This window comes from Zoogloea ramigera (assembly GCF_006539865.1).
GTDB classification, from domain to species: domain Bacteria; phylum Pseudomonadota; class Gammaproteobacteria; order Burkholderiales; family Rhodocyclaceae; genus Zoogloea; species Zoogloea ramigera.
This window is the reverse complement of the sequence record NZ_BJNV01000011.1, coordinates 42508-59451: the sequence shown is the minus strand read 5'-3', so window position 1 is coordinate 59451 and position 16944 is coordinate 42508. Positions and strand designations below refer to the sequence as shown.

Here is a 16944-nt window from a genome sequence, read left to right as displayed (position 1 = left end):
GAATCTTACCCGGGATGTTTTCCGGGAGGGAGACTTTTGCGGTGGGTCAGGCTGGCATCAGCCGCGTACCTGGCCGTCGCCGAAGACGATCCATTTCTGGCTGGTGAGGCCTTCGAGGCCAACCGGGCCGCGGGCGTGGATCTTGTCGGTGGAAATGCCGATCTCGGCGCCGAGGCCGTATTCGAAACCGTCAGCAAAGCGCGTGGAGGCGTTGATCATCACCGAGGCGGAATCGACCTCGCGCAGGAAACGCATCGCACGGGTGTAGTTTTCGGAAACAATGGCCTCGGTGTGGCCGGACGAATAGCGGTTGATGTGCTCGATGGCCGCGTCGAGGCCATTGACCACCTTTACCGCGATGATCGGGGCGAGGAATTCCTCGGACCAATCAGATTCGACGGCTTCCTTGAGCTGGCTGTCGGCAATGCCGGCTTCGCGCAGGATGGCGAGCGTTGCGGGGCAGGCGCGCACTTCGACGCCCTTGCCGGCGAGCATGTGGCCGATGGCGGGCAGCTGGGCCTGGGCGACGGTGGCGTCTACCAGCAGCGATTCGGTGGTGTTGCAGGTGCCGTAGCGCTGGGTCTTGGCGTTCTCGACGATGGCGAGGGCCTTGGCCGGATCGGCGAATTCGTCCACGTAAACATGGCAGTTGCCGTCCAGGTGCTTGATGACCGGCACGCGAGCGTCGCGGGAGATGCGCTCGATGAGGCCCTTGCCGCCGCGGGGGACGATGACGTCCACGAACTCGGGCATCGCGATGAGTTCGCCGACAGCGGCGCGGTCGGTGATCTCGACGACCTGGATCGCCAGCTCGGGCAGGCCGGCGGCGGCGAGGCCGGCGCGGACGCACGCGGCGATGGCCTGGTTGGAGTGCAGGGCCTCCTTGCCGCCGCGCAGGATGGCGGCGTTGCCCGACTTGAGGCACAGGGCGGCAGCGTCGGCGGTGACGTTGGGGCGGGCCTCGTAGATGATGCCGATGACGCCCAGCGGCACGCGCATCTTGCCGACGGTGATGCCGGACGGACGGCGCTTGAGATCAGTCATCTCGCCGACCGGGTCGGGCAGCGCGGCGACCTGCTCGAGGCCGACGGCCATCGCCTCGATGCCCTTGGCGGACAGCGTGAGGCGGTCGATCATCGACGGCTCGAGGCCGTTGGCGCGGGCCTCGGCGAGGTCGCGGGCGTTGGCGTCCAGGAGCTGCGCGGCGCGGGCACGGATCTCGGCGGCCATCGCGAGGAGGGCCTTGTTTTTTGCGTCGGTCGAGGCGGCGGCCACGCTGCGCGAGGCGCTGCGGGCCTGGCGGCCGACGGTCTGCATGTAGGTCTTGATGTCCATCGTCTTTCGTCTCGTGGTGGTGCGGCGTCAGCGCCCTGCGGGGGCCGGGCTGCGGGTGATGCGCAGGCACAGCTGGAGGAATTCGTCCCACACGTCGCCGCCGGTCAGGCCCTTGATCATCCGGTCAATCCTGGCTGCGTGCAAGATGGCGGTGCGCAGGGCGCTTGAGGGCAGGCGCGGCAGGGCGCGCTGCACGCCTTGCTTGCGACGTTCGTCGAAGACGCGTTCGGCCTTCAGCAGCGCCGGCAGCGGCTGGCCGTCGTCGAGGCCCTGGCGCAGGTTGGCGAGGCTGCGGATCTCGCTGGTCAGGGCCCACAGTACGAGCAGCGGGGCCTCGCCTTCGCCCTTCAGGCCTTCGAGGAGGCGGGCGCAGCGGGCCGGATCGCCGTCGAGCAGGGCCTGGCGGAGCTTGTCCACATTGTAGCGGGCCACGTTGAGCACCGCGCCGCGCACATCGTCGAGGCTGAGGTCGCCCGGCGGGTGGAGCAGGCCGAGTTTGAGGATCTCCTGGTGGGCGGCGAGGAGGTTGCCCTCCACGTGATCGGCGATGAAGCCGAGGGCGTCGGCCGGCGCCCGCTGTTGCTGGCGCGCGAGGCGCTGGGCGATCCAGTCGGGCAGGCGGTCGCGCTCGGGGGCGTTGAGTTCGACGGCGATGCCGGCCTCTACGAGGGTGGTGAACCAGCCGACCTTGCGCGTCGCCCAGTCGATCTCGGGCAGGGTGATGAGGGTGACGACGCCGTCGTCGAGGTGGCGGGCGTAGCGCTGCAGGGCTTCGCCGCCGTCACGGCCGGGCTTGCCGTTGGGGATGCGCAGGTCGACCAGCTTGCTGGCGCCGAAGAGCGACAGGTTGCCGGCGGCGGATTGCAGTTCAGTCCAGCGGAAACCCTGGCCAGCCACCAGCACCTCGCGCTCGGCGTAGCCCTGCTTGCGGGCGGCGGCGCGGATCGCGTCACCGGCCTCGAGCACCAGCAGAGGCTCGTTGCCGTGGAGGACGTAGAGCGGGGCGAGCGGCTTGTCGAGCTGGGCGGCGAGCTGCTCGGGGCGCAGGTTCACGGCTTGGGTGCCGCGGCCGGCATTTTGGCGGCGGCGAGCCGGCGCAGCAGCTGCTGCACCAGGTCGTTCTGCATGTCGCGGTAGAGCAGGATTTCTTCCTGTTCCTTGGCGAGCAGCTGGGTGTCGTCGAAGGCTAGGTCGCGGTAGAGGAAGATCTCGCTGTTGGGCAGCGCCTCCTGGCCGCTCTTGACGTCGACGAGGCGGAAGATGAAGCGGTGGCGCAGCTGGTACTCGCGCACCTTGCCCTGGGTGTTGAGGGCCAGGATGACTTTTTCCTTGCGGTCTGCGAGCACCTCGAGGCGCACCTGGGCGTCTTCGGCCTTGTCGGTGATGACGGTGTCGCCGTTGGCGCGGAGCTGGCGGCGGATGGCCGCGGTGAGCTCAAGGTAGGGCGACATGCCCAGGTGGATCGACTCGAAGGGCATCTGCCGCGCGCCGCGCAGCTTGAAGCCGCAGCCGGCCACGAGGAGCGGTGCGGCGCCGAGGAGGGCTAGGGCCCGGCGGCGGCCGGGCTGTTGCGGGTGGCTCATGGGCGTGCTTCCTTCTGCAGGCGCTGACGTTCTTGCTCGTAGGCGTCGTAGCTGGGGGCCGGCGGTTCGCGGTTGATGTCGCGGCCCGGCTCGTACTGACGCCGGGCGTTTTCCTGGCGCAGGCCTTCGTACCAGGCGCGATCGCCCGGCGCGCCGGCGCAGGCGGCGAGGAGCAGAAGTAAAGCGAAAGCGATGCCGGCACGCATGATGAAGGCCCTCGTTGTCGTCAGCAGACGATGTTGACCAGGCGGCCCGGCACGACCACGACCTTCTTGGCGGGCTTGCCTTCCATGAACTTCGCAGCCATCTCGTGGGCGAGGGCGGCGGCTTCGATGGCGTCCTTGGGCGCGTCGGCGGCGACGCGGACGGCGCCGCGCAGCTTGCCATTCACCTGCAGCATCAGCTCGATCTCGTCCTGCGCCAGCGCGGCCTCGAGGGGCTCGGGCCAGGCGGCCTGCAGGATGTCGTCGCCGTAGCCCAGCTCGCGCCACAGGGCGTGGCTGATGTGCGGGGTGAGCGGGGAGAGCACGCGCAGCAGGATGCCGAAGCACTCTTCGATCACCTCGGCGGCGAGGGCGCCGTCGCGCGGGGCTTTTTCGAGGGCGTTGAGCATCTTCATCGTGGCCGAGGCGACGGTGTTGAACTGCTGCTTGCCGAGGTCGTAGTTGGCCTGCTTGAGGAGCAGGTGGATCTCGCGGCGGAAGCCGGCCAGGGCTTCCGGCAGCTTGGCGCCGGCGAGCTGGCGCTCGGCACCGATCTGCGGGCGGATCTCGGTGGCCAGCACGTGGCCGAAGCCCCACACCCGGCGCAGGAAGCGGTAGGCGCCCTCGACGCCGGCGTCGGACCACTCGAGAGATTGTTCGGGATGGGCGGTGAAAATGATAAAAAACCGGCAGGTGTCAGCGCCGTATGTGGCAATCAAGGCCTCTGGGTCTACCCCGTTGTTTTTCGACTTGGACATCTTCTCCATGCCGCTGATTTGAACCTGGTTGCCAGAGACGATGACTAGACTCTTCTTGCCCTGCTTGTCGGTTTCTTCAAACCAATTGAGGGCACCATTCGTGCCCGAAATTCGAACTTTTGAGGTGTTGCCACGCCCTTCAACGAGTGTGGTTTCGGAAAAATCCAGGCCCCCATCTTTTATCCATGCATATGTCTGTCCCGTGACGGGGCTGGTGTATTCAGTGATGCTGGACGGGTTGATCCAGTCCTTGCTGCCGTCTTCCTTATCCACAAAATAGGTGGGGGCGAGCACCATGCCTTGAGTCAAGAGGTTTGCAAAAGGCTCGCTATATTTCACAAGGCCCACGTCGCGCATCACCTTGGTCCAGAAGCGCGAATACAGCAGGTGCAGGATGGCGTGCTCGATGCCGCCGATGTACTGGTCGACGGTCATCCAGTAGTTGGTCTCGTCGTCGACCATCTTGTCGGCGCCGAACTTCGTGGCATAGCGGGCGTAGTACCAGGACGAATCCACGAAGGTGTCCATGGTGTCGGTCTCGCGGCGGGCCGGCTTGCCGCAGCTCGGGCAGGCGCAGGCGAGGAAGTCGTCGCGCTTGTTGAGCGGGTTGCCGGAGCCGTCGGGCACGCAGTCTTCGGGCAGCACCACCGGCAGCTGGTCGTCGGGCACCGGCACCGAGCCGCAGCTGTCGCAGTGGATGATGGGGATCGGGCAGCCCCAGTAGCGCTGGCGGCTGATGCCCCAGTCGCGCAGGCGCCACTGCACCTTCTTCTCGCCGACGCCCTGGGCGGCGAGGTCGGCGGCGATGGCGTCGACGGCGGCTTCATAGCCGAGGCCGTCGTACTTGCCGGAATTGATGCAGACGCCGTCCTTGCTGCCGTACCACTCCTGCCAGGCGTCGAGGGAGTAGGGCTTGTCGCCCAGCGCGACGACCTGCTCGATCGGCAGCGCGTATTTTTTGGCGAACGCGAAGTCGCGCTCGTCGTGGGCCGGTACGCCCATCACGGCGCCGTCGCCGTAGCTCATCAGCACGTAGTTGCCGACCCACACCTCGACCTGCTTGCCGGTGAGCGGGTGGGTGACGAACAGGCCGGTGGGCAGGCCTTCTTTCTCCATGGTCGCCATGTCGGCTTCCATCACCGAGCCGTGCTTGCACTTCTCGATGAAGGCGGCGAGCTCGGGGTTGGACCTGGCGGCGTGGAGGGCCAGCGGGTGTTCGGCGGCCACCGCGCAGAAGGTGACGCCCATGATGGTGTCGGCGCGGGTGGTGAACACCCACAGCTTGCCGTCGCTGATGAGCTGGCCGTCGTCGGCGATGTCGTGCTTGAAGGCGAAGCGCACGCCGGTGCTCTTGCCGATCCAGTTGGCCTGCATCAGCTTGACGCGCTCGGGCCAGCCCTGGAGCTCGTCGAGGTCGGACAGCAGCTCGTCGGCGTAGTCGGTGATCTTGAGGTAGTAGCCGGGGATCTCGCGCTTCTCGACCAGCGCGCCGGTGCGCCAGCCGCGGCCGTCGATGACCTGCTCGTTGGCGAGCACCGTTTGATCGACCGGGTCCCAGTTGACCACCTGGGTCTTGCGTTCGGCGATGCCTTTTTCAAGCATGCGCAGGAACAGCCACTGGTTCCACTTGTAGTATTCGGGCGTGCAGGTGGCCAGCTCGCGGCTCCAGTCGATGGCAAAGCCCAGCGACTTGAGCTGCTGCTTCATGTAGGCGATGTTGTCGTAGGTCCACTTGGCGGGCGGCACCTTGTTCTTGATCGCGGCGTTCTCGGCGGGCAGGCCGAAGGCGTCCCAGCCCATGGGCTGCAGGACGTTGAAGCCCTTCATCTTGTGGAAGCGCGACAGCACGTCACCGATGGTGTAGTTGCGCACGTGCCCCATGTGCAGCTTGCCCGAGGGGTAGGGAAACATGGACAGGCAGTAGTACTTGGGCTTCGAGGCGTCGGCCTGGACGCGGAAGGCGTGGGTGGCATCCCAGTGCTGCTGGGCGGCGCGCTCGATGTCGGCGGGTTTGTACTGTTGTTTGTCCTGCATGTCCGTAGCGGCTCGTGATTGGAACGAAACCGCGCATTATAAACCCCTCGGGCGATGCCGGGTTTGACACGCTCAAGACCTTGATGTGACGGGGGATTTCCAGCAAGGAAGGGGTTTGCCCCCATGCCAGCCTGCGGCGGCTCTGCTACAATTGGGCTATTGCATTGCAGCATTTTCCCATGTCCGAGCCCTTCGTTCGCCTTGAAAACGTCCGTTTCGCCTATGGCGAAAGGGCGATCCTGCGCGATATTTCCCTATCGATCCCCCGTGGCAAGGTGGTTGCCATCATGGGCGGCAGCGGCTGCGGCAAGACAACCCTGCTGCGCCTCATCGGTGGCCAGGAAAGGGCCGTCGGCGGGCGGGTGGTGGTGGATGGTCAGGACGTGGCCGGCCTCGGCCGGGAGGCGCTTTACGCGCTGCGCCGGCGCATGGGCATGCTGTTCCAGTTCGGTGCGCTGTTCACCGACATGACCGTCTTCGACAACGTGGCCTTTCCGCTCCGCGAGCACACCGACCTGCCGCCCGAGCTGATTGAAGACCTCGTGCTGTTGAAGCTCCATGCGGTGGGCCTGCGCGGCGCGGCGCGGCTGATGCCAGGCGAACTCTCGGGCGGTATGGCGCGGCGGGTGGCGCTGGCCCGCACGATAGCCCTCGACCCTGCGCTGCTGATGTACGACGAGCCCTTCACCGGCCTCGACCCGATCTCGCTGGGCGTCATCGGCCAGCTCATCCGGCGCCTCAATGACGCGCTTGGGGCGAGCTCGGTGATCGTCACCCACGACATCCAGGAGTCCCTGCAGATCGTCGATTACATCTACTTCATCTCCGAGGGGCGGGTCGTGGCCGAGGGGGCGCCAGATGAGATCCGCCACACCAAAGACCCCTTCGTGCATCAGTTCGTCCATGCCGAAGCAGATGGCCCGGTGCCCTTCCACTACCCGGCCGGCGACTACGCCCAGGCCCTGACCGGAGGTCGCGCCTGATGGGCGGCGTGGTGCGCAGGCTCGGCGCGATGGTGGTGAACGGGGTGTGGCAGCTGGGCTTCGCCGCGCGGTTCTTCTGGCTGATCCTGGTGTATTCGGGGCAGTCGTTCACGCGACTGCACCTCACCATCCGCGAGCTTTATTTCAGCGGCGTGCTGTCGCTACTCATCATCCTGGTGTCGGGCCTGTTCGTCGGGCTGGTGCTCGGCTTGCAGGGCTACGAGATCCTGCAGCGCTATGGCTCCACCGATGCGATGGGCACGATGGTGGCGCTGTCGCTGCTGCGTGAGCTGGGGCCGGTGGTGGCGGGCCTGCTGTTCGCCAGCCGGGCCGGCTCGGCGGTGACCGCCGAGATTGGCCTGATGAAGGTCACCGAGCAGCTCAAGGCGATGGACATGATGGCCGTCAGCCCCATCGCCCGGGTCGTCGCGCCGCGCTTCTGGGGCGGGGTGATCTCGATGCCGCTGCTCGCCGCGCTGTTCTCGGCGATGGGCATCTTCGGCGGCTGGCTGATTGGCGTGGTCTTCATCGGAGTCGATGACGGCGCCTTCTGGTCGCAGATGCAGGCGGCCGTCGACTTCCGCTACGACGTGATGAACGGTGTGCTCAAGAGCTTTGTCTTCGGTGTGGCGGTGGCGCTGATCGCGGTGTTCGAGGGCTACGATTGCGTGCCCACCGCCGAGGGCGTGTCGCGGGCGATCACCCGCACGGTGGTGAGCTCGGCGCTGGCCATCCTGGCGCTCGATTTTGTAATGACGTCTTTCATGTTCAGGGGTCTCTGATGAGTCGTACGACGCTCGATCTGTGGGTCGGGGTTTTCGTGGCAATCGGGATTGCCGCGCTGTTGTTTCTGGCGCTCAAGGTGGGCAGCATTTCCGGGTCGGGCATCCAGTCGCCCTATACCCTCAGCGCCCATTTCGACAACATCGGCGGGCTCAAGGTGCGGGCGCCCGTGAAGAGCGCCGGCGTGCTGGTGGGGCGCGTCGAGGAAATCCGCTACAACAATGAACGCTTCCAGGCCGAGGTGGTCTTCACCGTTGATGGTCGCTATAAATTTCCCGTAGACACCTTCGCCAACATCCTCACCTCCGGCCTGCTCGGCGAGCAGTACATCGGTCTCGACCCGGGCGGCGAGGAGAAGAACCTCGCGCCGGGCGAGGTCATCAAAAAGACCCAGTCGGCCGTTGTGCTCGAGAAGCTGATCAGCCAGTTCATGTTCGACAAGGCGGCGGACAGCGAGCCCGCCCCGGCCAAGAAGTGAGACCAGGGCGAAACCAACGCAGAGTGCCGGGCATCTCGCCGGCAGTACGATGATGAAGAACAACAAAAGCAAACTTCAGCGGCAGGCCCTCCTGCGCGGTGCGGCCACGCTGGCGCTCGGCCTCGGCCTGAGCGCCTGTGCCGCCACCGGCGGCGGGCATCCGAAAGACCCCCTCGAGCCCCTCAACCGGGCTACCTTCCAGTTCAACGAGCAGGCCGACCGCTTCGTGATCCGCCCGGTTGCGCAGGTTTACGACTACGTGCCGCTGCCGGTCAAGACGGTGGTCGGCAATTTCTTCGGCAACCTGGGCGATGTCTGGATCGGCGTGAACAACCTGCTCCAGGGCAAGGTGGCCGAAGCCCTCTCCGACGGCGGACGGGTGTTGGTGAACAGCACCGTGGGCCTCCTGGGCGCCTTCGACATTGCCACCGAGCTGGGGCTCGAGAAGCACGACGAAGACCTCGGCCAGACCCTCGGCGTGTGGGGCGTAGGTGAGGGGCCCTTCCTGGTGCTGCCCATCCTCGGGTCAAGCAACTTCCGCGACACCCTGGGCCTGGTGGGCGACATCTACGCCGACCCTGTGATCCAGCACAAAGAGGTCGCCACCCGCAACTCGGCCACCGGCCTGCGCCTGATTCACAAGCGCAGCGTGCTGCTGGGGGCCGACACCACCGCCGAGCAGGCCGCCCTCGACAAGTATTCGTACATGCGTAGTTTTTACATGCAGTACCGTCTCAATCAGGTGTATGACGGCAGCCCGCCGAGGGTGAAAGACTTTGACGACGAAGAGGCGCAGGCCGATCAGCCTGCCGCCCCGGCCCTTGCCGCGGCCGACTCCGCCACGCCTTCGCCCACCTCCGCCACGAAAGAAAGCCAGGAATGACCAAGACCCTCTCCCTGCTTGCCGCGCTGGCCCTCAGCCTCGGCGTCCAGTTTGCTGCCTTCGCCAACACCATCGCGCCGGACGCCCTCGTCAAAGGCGTCACCGACGACGTGATCGCCATCGTGCGTCAGGACAAGGCGATCCAGTCGGGCGACACCCGCAAGGCCGTCGACCTGGTCGAAACCAAGGTGCTGCCGTACTTCGACTTCGCCCACATGACCCGCCTCGCGGTGGGCAAGGACTGGCGCCAGGCCAACCCCGAGCAAAAAGCCGCATTGACCCACGAGTTCAAGACCCTGCTGGTGCGCACCTACTCTAACGCACTCACCCAATACCGTAACCAGGTGATCGACTTCAAGCCCCTCAAGGCGAAGCCTGAGGATACCGACGTGATCGTCCGCACCGAGGTGCGCCAGGCCGGTGCCAAGCCGGTGCAGATCGACTACGCCCTCGACAAGCAGGGCGACAGCTGGAAGGTCTACGACGTGATGGTGGCCGGCGTCAGCCTCGTCACCAACTACCGCGACAGCTTCGGGCAGGAAGTCCGGGCGGGCGGCATCGACGGCCTGATCAAGTCTCTCAAGGACAAGAACAAGCAACTCGAAACCACTGTCCAGGCCAAGAAATGATCCGCCTCGAGGGCCAGCGGCTGCTCGTCTCCGGGCCGCTCACCATCAGCACCGTCGCGACGCTGAAGGGCGAGGGCGCGGCCCTTGTCGCCGAGGCCGACCGGGTCGTCGACCTTTCGGCGGCCGGCCCGGTCGATTCCGCTGCGCTGGCCCTGCTGCTCAGCTGGACGCGTGCCGCCAACGGGGCGGGGCGCAAGCTTTCCATCGTCGCGGCGCCGCCGGCGCTGCTCAGCCTGGCGGCCCTCTACGACGTCGACGCCATCCTGCCGCTGGCGCACTGAGCGCCTGCCGGCTTCAACTCTCCGACCTGATATGACTCCTGCGATCCGCATTGCCGGCGTCACCAAGCGTTTCCGTTCCCTGCAGGCCCTGGCCGGGGTGGATCTCGAGGTGGCGCAGGGCGAATTCTTCGGGCTGCTCGGCCCCAACGGTGCCGGCAAGACGACGCTTATCTCATCCCTCTCCGGCCTCGCCCGGCCCGACAGTGGCACCCTCGAAGTGATGGGCCACGACGTCGTGCGCGACTACCGCGCCGCCCGGATGGCCCTCGGCGTGGTGCCCCAGGAGCTCGTCTTCGACCCCTTCTTCTCGGTGCGCGAGATGCTGGTGCTGCAGTCCGGCTACTTCGGCATCAAGAAGAACGACGCCTGGATCGACGAGATCCTCCACCACCTTGACCTCACCACCAAGGCCAACGCCAACATGCGCATGCTCTCGGGCGGCATGAAGCGGCGCGCGCTGGTGGCCCAGGCCCTGGTCCACCGGCCGCCGGTGATCGTCCTCGACGAGCCCACCGCCGGCGTCGACGTGGAGCTCCGCCAGGGCCTGTGGACCTTCATCCGCAAGCTCAACCAGGACGGCCACACCATCGTCCTGACCACCCACTACCTCGAAGAAGCCGAAACCCTGTGCGGGCGCATCGCCATGCTCAAGGCTGGCCGCATCGTGGCCCTCGACACCACCGCCAACCTGCTCCAGCGCTTCGCCAGCCACCTGCTGCAGGTCAAGCTGGCCGCCCCCGTGGCGCTGCCGCCGCTGCTGGCGGCCAAGCTGCTGCGCGAGGCGGACGGCGGGCTCGAGTTCGGTTTCGAGCACTTCGACGACGTGGCCGACATCCTGGCCGGCGTGCGCGCAGCCGGCGGCTCCATCGTCGACATGGCCCTCGGCAAGCCCGACATGGAGCAGGTCTTCGTCGGCATCATGAACCAGAACTGAGGCAATCCATGGAAGGTTTCAAGACCCTGCTCTACAAGGAGTGCCTGCGTTTCTGGAAGGTCGGCTTCCAGACGGTGCTCTCCCCGGTGCTCACCGCGGTGCTTTATTTGCTGATCTTCGGCCATGTGCTCGAGGACCACGTCCAGCCCTTCCCGGGCGTCAGCTACACGGCCTTTCTGGTGCCCGGCCTGGTGATGATGACGGTGCTGCAGAACGCGTTTGCCAACAGCTCCTCGTCGCTGATCCAGAGCAAGATCACCGGCAACATCGTGTTCGTGCTGCTGCCGCCCATTTCGTATCGCGAGTTCTACGCAGCCTACGTGATCGCCGCGGTGCTGCGGGGCGCCATGTGCGGCGTCGGCGTGCTGCTGGCTGCGCTGCCCTTCGCGTCATTCGACATCGCCCAGCCCGGCTGGATTGTCGCCTTCGCGCTGATCGGCGGCGCCTTCCTGGCCAGCCTGGGGGTGATCGCCGGTATCTGGGCCGACAAGTTCGACCAGCTGGCGGCCTTCCAGAACTTCCTGATCATGCCGCTCACGATGCTGTCGGGGGTGTTCTATTCGATCCATTCCCTGCCGGCTTTCTGGCAGGGGGTGTCGCATTTCAATCCGTTTTTCTTCATGATTGACGGATTCCGCTATGGTTTCTTCGGTGTCTCGGACGTCTCCCCGTGGACGAGCATCGGAGTCGTGTTGACCTGTTTTATCGTGCTCGCGGTAGTCACCCTGCAGATGCTTGCCCGGGGCTACAAGCTGCGCGCCTGAGGATTGGTATAAAAATGTTTGAAGCAACTGAAATCGAGCGGCTGATCGCCGCGGGCCTCGAATGCGACTTCCTGCAGATCGAGGGTGACGACGGCACCCACTTCACCGGCATCGTGGTCAGCCCGGCCTTCGAGGGCAAGCGCCGGGTGCAGCAGCACCAGGCCGTCTACGCCACCCTCGGCAAGCTGATGGGCAACGAGATCCACGCCCTCCAGCTCAACACCTACACGCCCGCCCAGTGGGCCGAACTCATCAAGGAACTGGGCTGAGGGCCCGTTGATTCATGGATAAACTGCTCATCGAGGGCGGCGTCCGCCTGTCCGGCGAGATCGCCATCTCCGGCGCCAAGAACGCGGCCCTGCCCATCCTGTGCGCGGCGCTGCTCACCATCGAGCCCGTCACCTTTACCAACGTGCCGCGCCTCAATGACGTGAACACCCTGCTGCGCCTGCTCGAGCAGATGGGCGTCAAGGTGAGCCGCGACGGCGACGCCGTGACGCTCGACGCCAGCGGCGTGGACAAGCCGATGGCCTCCTACGAGATGGTCAAGACCATGCGCGCCTCCATCCTGGTGCTCGGCCCGCTTGTGGCGCGCTTCGGCGAGGCCCAGGTGAGCCTGCCCGGCGGCTGCGCGATCGGCGCCCGCCCGGTGGACCAGCACATCAAGGGCCTGCAGGCGATGGGCGCGGCGGTCAGCGTGGAGCACGGCTACGTGCACGCCAAGGTGCCGCGCCTGAAGGGCGCCCGCATCTTCACCGACATGGTCACCGTCACCGGCACCGAAAACCTGATGATGGCGGCCTGTCTGGCCGATGGCGAGACCGTCATCGAGAACGCCGCCCGCGAGCCCGAGGTTGTCGACCTGGCCAACTGCCTGGCGGCGATGGGCGCGCAGATCTCCGGCGCCGGCGGCGACGTGATCCGCATCCGCGGCGTGGAAAAGCTCCACGGCGCCACCCACCGGGTGATGCCCGACCGCATCGAGACCGGCACCTACCTGTGTGCCGCAGCCGTCACCGGCGGTGAAGTGCGTCTCACCGGCACCTCGGCGAGCTACCTCGACGCGGTCATCGACAAGCTGATGGACGCCGGCTGCGAGATCACCGCAGAGCGCGACGCGATCCGCCTCAAGGCGCCGGCGCGTCTCACCGCGGTCAGCCTGCGCACCTCGCCGTACCCGGCCTTTCCGACCGACATGCAGGCCCAGTTCATGGCCATCAACGCGGTCGCCGACGGCACCGCAGTGATCCGCGAGACGATCTTCGAGAACCGCTTCATGCACGCGGTTGAATTGCAGCGCCTGGGCGCCGACATCAAGATCGACGGCAACACCGCCTTCGTGAAGGGCGTCGCCGGCCTGCAGGGCGCCACCGTGATGGCCACCGACCTGCGCGCCTCGGCGAGCCTGATCATCGCCGGCCTGGTGGCCGAAGGGCAGACCACCATCGAGCGCATCTACCACCTGGATCGCGGCTACGAGCGGCTCGAGGAGAAGCTGAGCGCGCTGGGGGCCCGGGTCAGCCGGCTGCGCTAGGGTCGCACCGGCGGCGGGGCGGGCCCCTGGGGGTCAGGCCCCGTGGCTCACGGCCAGCACCCGCAGCTGGATCGCGTGGCCTTCCGGGGTCTGCCAGTCGATGCACTGGCCGACCGACAAGCCCAGCAGGGCGCTGCCCGCCGGCGAGAAAATCGACACCTTGCCGTCGGCGGCGTTGGCCTCGTGGGGCCAGGCCAGGGTGAGTTCGTATTCGCGGCCCGAGGTCTCCTCGCGGAAGCGGGCGCGGCTGTTCATCATGATGACGTCGGCGGGCATGCCGTCGGTGTCGAGGATGTTGGCGCGGTCGAGTTCGGCGCGCAGGCCGTCGAGATCGCTGCGGTTGCGGGTCGGCGGCTTCGACAGCAGGCCCTCGAGGCGTTCGAGATCGCTGGTCGATACGGTGATTTCGGGTTTCATGCAATGCTCCTGAGACTGAAAAATGAAAAGGGCCGAACCCGCCGGGAGCGGTTCAGCCACAGTCCAAAGGCTAACAGAACCGGCGCCGCGAACAAAGCCTGCCGCCACCCCCGCGGGCCGGAGCGCGGTGCTATCGGCTAGAATCACGTTTTAGGCACACAGATGACCATCTTGAACGGCATTACGCTTGCCCTTTCGAAGGGCCGAATCTTCGAAGAAACCCTGCCGCTGCTCGCCGCCGCCGGGATCACGCCGACCGACAACCCCGAAACGTCGCGCAAGCTCATCATCGGCACCAACCGGCCCGACGTGCGGCTGGTCATCGTGCGCGCCACCGACACGCCGACCTACGTGCAGTACGGCGCCGCCGACATGGGCATCGCCGGCAAGGACGTGCTGCTCGAACACGGCGGAGCCGGGCTGTACCAGCCCCTCGACCTCAACATCGCCAAGTGCCGGCTGTGCGTGGCAGCGCCCAAGGACTTCGACTACGCCGCGGCGGTCAAGCGCGGTGCGCGCATCCGGGTCGCCACCAAATATGTCAACGCGGCCCGGGAACACTTTGCCGCCAAGGGCGTCCACGTCGACCTGATCAAGCTGTATGGCTCGATGGAACTCGCGCCGCTGGTCGGCCTGGCCGACGCCATCGTCGACCTGGTCTCCACGGGCGGTACGCTCAAGGCCAACAACCTGGTCGAGGTCGAGGACATCATGCCCATCAGCTCCCGCCTCGTCGTCAATCAGGCCTCCCTCAAGCTGAAGCGCGAGCTGATCCAGCCGGTGCTGGAGGCCTTCGCAGGAGCCGTCAAGAAATGAGTGAACAGATCCGCCGCCTGTCGTCCGCCGACGAAGGCTTCTCCGCCACCCTCGACGCCCTGCTGGCCTTCGAGGGCAGCACCGACGCGGCCATCGAGGACGCCGTCGCCAACATCCTGCAGGCCGTGCGCCGGGACGGCGACGCGGCGGTGGTCGAGTTCACCCGCCGTTTCGATCACCTCGACGCCGCCGACATGGCTGCGCTCGAACTCCCGAAGTCCGAACTCCAGGCCGCACTGGCCGGCCTCAGCACCGCCCAGCGCGAGGCTCTCGAAGCCGCCGCCGCCCGCGTGCGCAGCTACCACGAGCGCCAGGTGCTCGAATCGTGGAGCTACGCCGACGATTCTCCGGGCATGGCCGGCACCCGCCTCGGGCAGAAGGTTACGCCGCTGGATAGGGTCGGCCTGTATGTGCCGGGCGGCCGCGCGTCCTACCCCAGCTCGGTGCTGATGAACGCCATCCCCGCCAAGGTGGCCGGCGTTGCCGAGCTGATCATGGTCGTGCCGACGCCCCGCGGCGAGAAGAACCCGCTGGTGCTGGCCGCCGCCGCAATCACCGGCGTCGACCGGGTGTTCACGATCGGTGGCGCCCAGGCCGTGGCTGCGCTGGCCTATGGCACCCACAGCATCCCGCAGGTCGACAAGATCGTCGGCCCCGGCAACGCCTACGTGGCGGCCGCCAAGCGCCGCGTCTTCGGCACCGTCGGCATCGACATGGTGGCCGGCCCGTCCGAGGTGCTGATCATCTCCGACGGCTCGGGCAACCCCGACTGGGTGGCGATGGACCTCTTCGCCCAGGCCGAGCACGATGAGCTGGCCCAGTCCATCCTGCTGTGCACCGACGCGGCCTTCATCGCCCGCGTCGAGGAGAGCATCGCCCGCCTGCTGCCCGAGATGCCGCGCCGAGACACCATCGCCACCTCGCTGAAGAACCGCGGCGCGCTGATCCACGTGCGTGACCTCGCCGAGGCCTGCCGGATCGCCAACCGCATCGCGCCCGAGCACCTCGAGCTGTCCCTCGCCGACCCGTACCCGTGGATCGACCAGATTCGCCACGCCGGCGCGATCTTCATCGGTCACTACTCGGTCGAGGCCCTGGGCGACTACTGCGCCGGCCCCAACCATGTGTTGCCGACCATGCGCAGCGCGCGTTTCTCGAGCCCGCTGGGGGTGTACGACTTCCAGAAGCGTACCAGCCTCATCGACGTCTCCGAGGCCGGCGCCCAGACCCTCGGCAAGGTCGCGTCGGTGCTGGCCCACGGCGAAGGCCTGCAGGCCCACGCCCGTTCGGCCGAGATGCGTCTGAAGGGCTGAGTCTTCAGCTCGGGCCGGCCGCCCCCCGCAGCCACAAAAAAGCCGCACCCTCGGGTGCGGCTTTTTTACGGGCATTGCCAGGTCAGCCGAGGATCTCCTGCAGCGCCTCGACGAGCTGCACGCACTGGGCGTCGGTGCCCACGGTGATGCGCAGGAACTGGTCGATGCGCGCCGCCTTGAAGTGCCGCACGATGATGCTGCGCTCGCGCAGCGCGGCGGCCAGCTGGGCGGCGTCGCGGCCCGGGTGGCGGGCGAAGACGAAGTTGGCGGCGGACGGCAGCACCTCGAAACCAAGCGCGCCGAGCTCGGCGGTGAGGGCTTCGCGGCTGGCGATCACCTGGCGGCGGGTGGTCTCGTAATGGGCCTCATCGTCCATCGCGGCACTGGCGCCCACCAGGGCCAGGCGATCCAGCGGGTAGGAGTTGAAGCTGTCCTTGACACGGGTGAGGGCCTCGACGAGCTCCGGCTGACCGATCGCAAAACCCACCCGCAGCCCGGCCAACGAACGGCTCTTGGAGAGCGTCTGGGTGACCAGGATGTTGGGGAACTGCTGCACCAGCGCGACGGCGGTGGGAATCACGTCGAGACCGCCGAAATCCACGTAGGCCTCGTCGACCACGATCGGCGCATCGGGCAGGCCGGCGGCCAGGCGGGCGATCTCGGACAGCGGCAGCAGGCGGCCGGTGGGCGCGTTGGGGTTCGGGAAGATCACCGCGCCCACGCGGTCGGCGCCACGGGCCAGATAGTCGTCAACGCGGATCGTGAAGTCGTCGGCGAGCGGCACGGCCTCGAAGGCGATGCCGTACAGGCCGCAATACACCGGATAAAAGCTGTAGGTGATGTCCGGGAAGAGCAGGGGCCGCTCGTGCTTGAGCAGGGCCTGGAAGGTGTGGGCCAGCACTTCGTCCGAGCTGTTGCCCACGAACACCCACTCGGGCGCGATGCCGAAATGCCGGGCCACGGCGGCCTTGAGCTGGCTGCCGGTCGGGTCGGGGTAGAGCTTGAGGCGGTCGGCGTCGCCGCCGAGCTCGGCGCGGATCGCCGCCAGCACATGGGGGCTCGGCGGGTAGGGGTTCTCGTTGGTGTTGAGCTTGACCAGGTTGGCGAGCTTGGGTTGCTCGCCGGGGACATAGGGCGTCAGGTCGTGGACGACGGGGCTCCAGAAGCGGCTCATGGCAGATCGGCTCGGCGGCAGCGCGTGCCGGAAGGGACGGTG

General features: G+C 66.9%; 19 protein-coding genes. 12 read left to right on the top strand and 7 right to left on the bottom strand.

Annotation, left to right across the window (positions count from 1 at the left end):
• Positions 1–57: 57 nt before the first annotated feature.
• Genes ZRA01_RS04970 through leuS form a run of 5 tightly spaced genes read right to left on the bottom strand, consistent with a single transcriptional unit; the run spans position 58 to position 5913 of the window.
• Positions 58–1335, bottom strand: a complete 1278-nt coding sequence (locus tag ZRA01_RS04970) for a glutamate-5-semialdehyde dehydrogenase (RefSeq protein ID WP_141349886.1) — start codon at positions 1333–1335, stop codon at positions 58–60.
• A gap of 27 nt (positions 1336–1362) precedes the next feature.
• Entirely contained in the window at positions 1363–2388 is a 1026-nt protein-coding gene (gene holA, locus ZRA01_RS04965) for a DNA polymerase III subunit delta (protein ID WP_141349884.1), read from the bottom strand.
• Entirely contained in the window at positions 2385–2918 is a 534-nt protein-coding gene (locus ZRA01_RS04960) for an LPS-assembly lipoprotein LptE (protein WP_141349882.1), read from the bottom strand. The genes holA and ZRA01_RS04960 overlap by 4 nt, the downstream gene beginning before the upstream one ends.
• On the bottom strand, positions 2915–3124 hold the full coding sequence (locus ZRA01_RS04955; RefSeq protein ID WP_141349880.1) for a hypothetical protein: 210 nt from the start codon (positions 3122–3124) through the stop codon (positions 2915–2917). The genes ZRA01_RS04960 and ZRA01_RS04955 overlap by 4 nt, the downstream gene beginning before the upstream one ends.
• Before the next feature lie 20 nt (positions 3125–3144).
• Positions 3145–5913, bottom strand: coding sequence for a leucine--tRNA ligase (gene leuS / locus ZRA01_RS04950; RefSeq protein WP_141349878.1), 2769 nt, complete (start codon positions 5911–5913; stop codon positions 3145–3147).
• Positions 5914–6092: 179 nt separating this feature from the next.
• Here leuS and ZRA01_RS04945 point away from each other — a divergent pair, with 179 nt between their 5' ends.
• Genes ZRA01_RS04945 through murA form a run of 10 tightly spaced genes read left to right on the top strand, consistent with a single transcriptional unit; the run spans position 6093 to position 13182 of the window.
• Positions 6093–6896 carry an ABC transporter ATP-binding protein gene (locus tag ZRA01_RS04945; protein WP_174851591.1) on the top strand — a complete coding sequence of 268 codons (804 nt, stop codon included), beginning with the start codon at positions 6093–6095 and terminating at the stop codon, positions 6894–6896.
• Positions 6896–7678 carry a lipid asymmetry maintenance ABC transporter permease subunit MlaE gene (gene mlaE / locus ZRA01_RS04940; protein ID WP_141349874.1) on the top strand — a complete coding sequence of 261 codons (783 nt, stop codon included), beginning with the start codon at positions 6896–6898 and terminating at the stop codon, positions 7676–7678. Before ZRA01_RS04945 ends, mlaE begins: the two co-directional genes overlap by 1 nt.
• Positions 7678–8157, top strand: coding sequence for an outer membrane lipid asymmetry maintenance protein MlaD (mlaD, locus tag ZRA01_RS04935; RefSeq protein WP_141349872.1), 480 nt, complete (start codon positions 7678–7680; stop codon positions 8155–8157). The genes mlaE and mlaD overlap by 1 nt, the downstream gene beginning before the upstream one ends.
• Before the next feature lie 52 nt (positions 8158–8209).
• Complete coding sequence (locus tag ZRA01_RS04930) at positions 8210–9040, top strand: MlaA family lipoprotein (protein WP_141349870.1); 831 nt, start codon at positions 8210–8212, stop codon at positions 9038–9040.
• Entirely contained in the window at positions 9037–9669 is a 633-nt protein-coding gene (locus tag ZRA01_RS04925) for an MlaC/ttg2D family ABC transporter substrate-binding protein (protein WP_141349868.1), read from the top strand. Before ZRA01_RS04930 ends, ZRA01_RS04925 begins: the two co-directional genes overlap by 4 nt.
• The gene (locus ZRA01_RS04920) at positions 9666–9950 is read left to right on the top strand and encodes an STAS domain-containing protein (protein WP_141349867.1); all 285 of its coding nucleotides are present in this window, start codon (positions 9666–9668) and stop codon (positions 9948–9950) included. The genes ZRA01_RS04925 and ZRA01_RS04920 overlap by 4 nt, the downstream gene beginning before the upstream one ends.
• Positions 9951–9981: 31 nt before the next feature.
• Positions 9982–10884: an ABC transporter ATP-binding protein gene (locus tag ZRA01_RS04915; RefSeq protein ID WP_141349865.1), complete on the top strand. Its 903-nt coding sequence runs from the start codon at positions 9982–9984 to the stop codon at positions 10882–10884.
• Positions 10885–10892: 8 nt separating this feature from the next.
• Complete coding sequence (locus tag ZRA01_RS04910; RefSeq protein WP_141349863.1) at positions 10893–11648, top strand: ABC transporter permease; 756 nt, start codon at positions 10893–10895, stop codon at positions 11646–11648.
• 14 nt (positions 11649–11662) lie between these two features.
• Positions 11663–11917, top strand: coding sequence for a BolA family protein (locus ZRA01_RS04905; RefSeq protein WP_141349862.1), 255 nt, complete (start codon positions 11663–11665; stop codon positions 11915–11917).
• A gap of 14 nt (positions 11918–11931) precedes the next feature.
• The gene (gene murA, locus ZRA01_RS04900) at positions 11932–13182 is read left to right on the top strand and encodes a UDP-N-acetylglucosamine 1-carboxyvinyltransferase (RefSeq protein WP_141349861.1); all 1251 of its coding nucleotides are present in this window, start codon (positions 11932–11934) and stop codon (positions 13180–13182) included.
• Between the two features lie 33 nt (positions 13183–13215).
• On the opposite strand, the gene rnk is transcribed toward murA, so the two are convergent.
• A complete protein-coding gene (gene rnk / locus ZRA01_RS04895) occupies positions 13216–13599 on the bottom strand; it encodes a nucleoside diphosphate kinase regulator (RefSeq protein WP_141349859.1) in 384 nt (127 codons plus the stop codon).
• A gap of 171 nt (positions 13600–13770) precedes the next feature.
• Here rnk and hisG point away from each other — a divergent pair, with 171 nt between their 5' ends.
• Entirely contained in the window at positions 13771–14415 is a 645-nt protein-coding gene (gene hisG, locus ZRA01_RS04890) for an ATP phosphoribosyltransferase (protein WP_141349980.1), read from the top strand.
• Positions 14412–15728, top strand: a complete 1317-nt coding sequence (gene hisD / locus ZRA01_RS04885) for a histidinol dehydrogenase (protein ID WP_141349857.1) — start codon at positions 14412–14414, stop codon at positions 15726–15728. Before hisG ends, hisD begins: the two co-directional genes overlap by 4 nt.
• A gap of 82 nt (positions 15729–15810) precedes the next feature.
• Here hisD and hisC read toward each other — a convergent pair whose 3' ends face one another.
• Entirely contained in the window at positions 15811–16902 is a 1092-nt protein-coding gene (hisC, locus tag ZRA01_RS04880; protein ID WP_141349855.1) for a histidinol-phosphate transaminase, read from the bottom strand.
• Positions 16903–16944 lie beyond the last annotated feature (42 nt).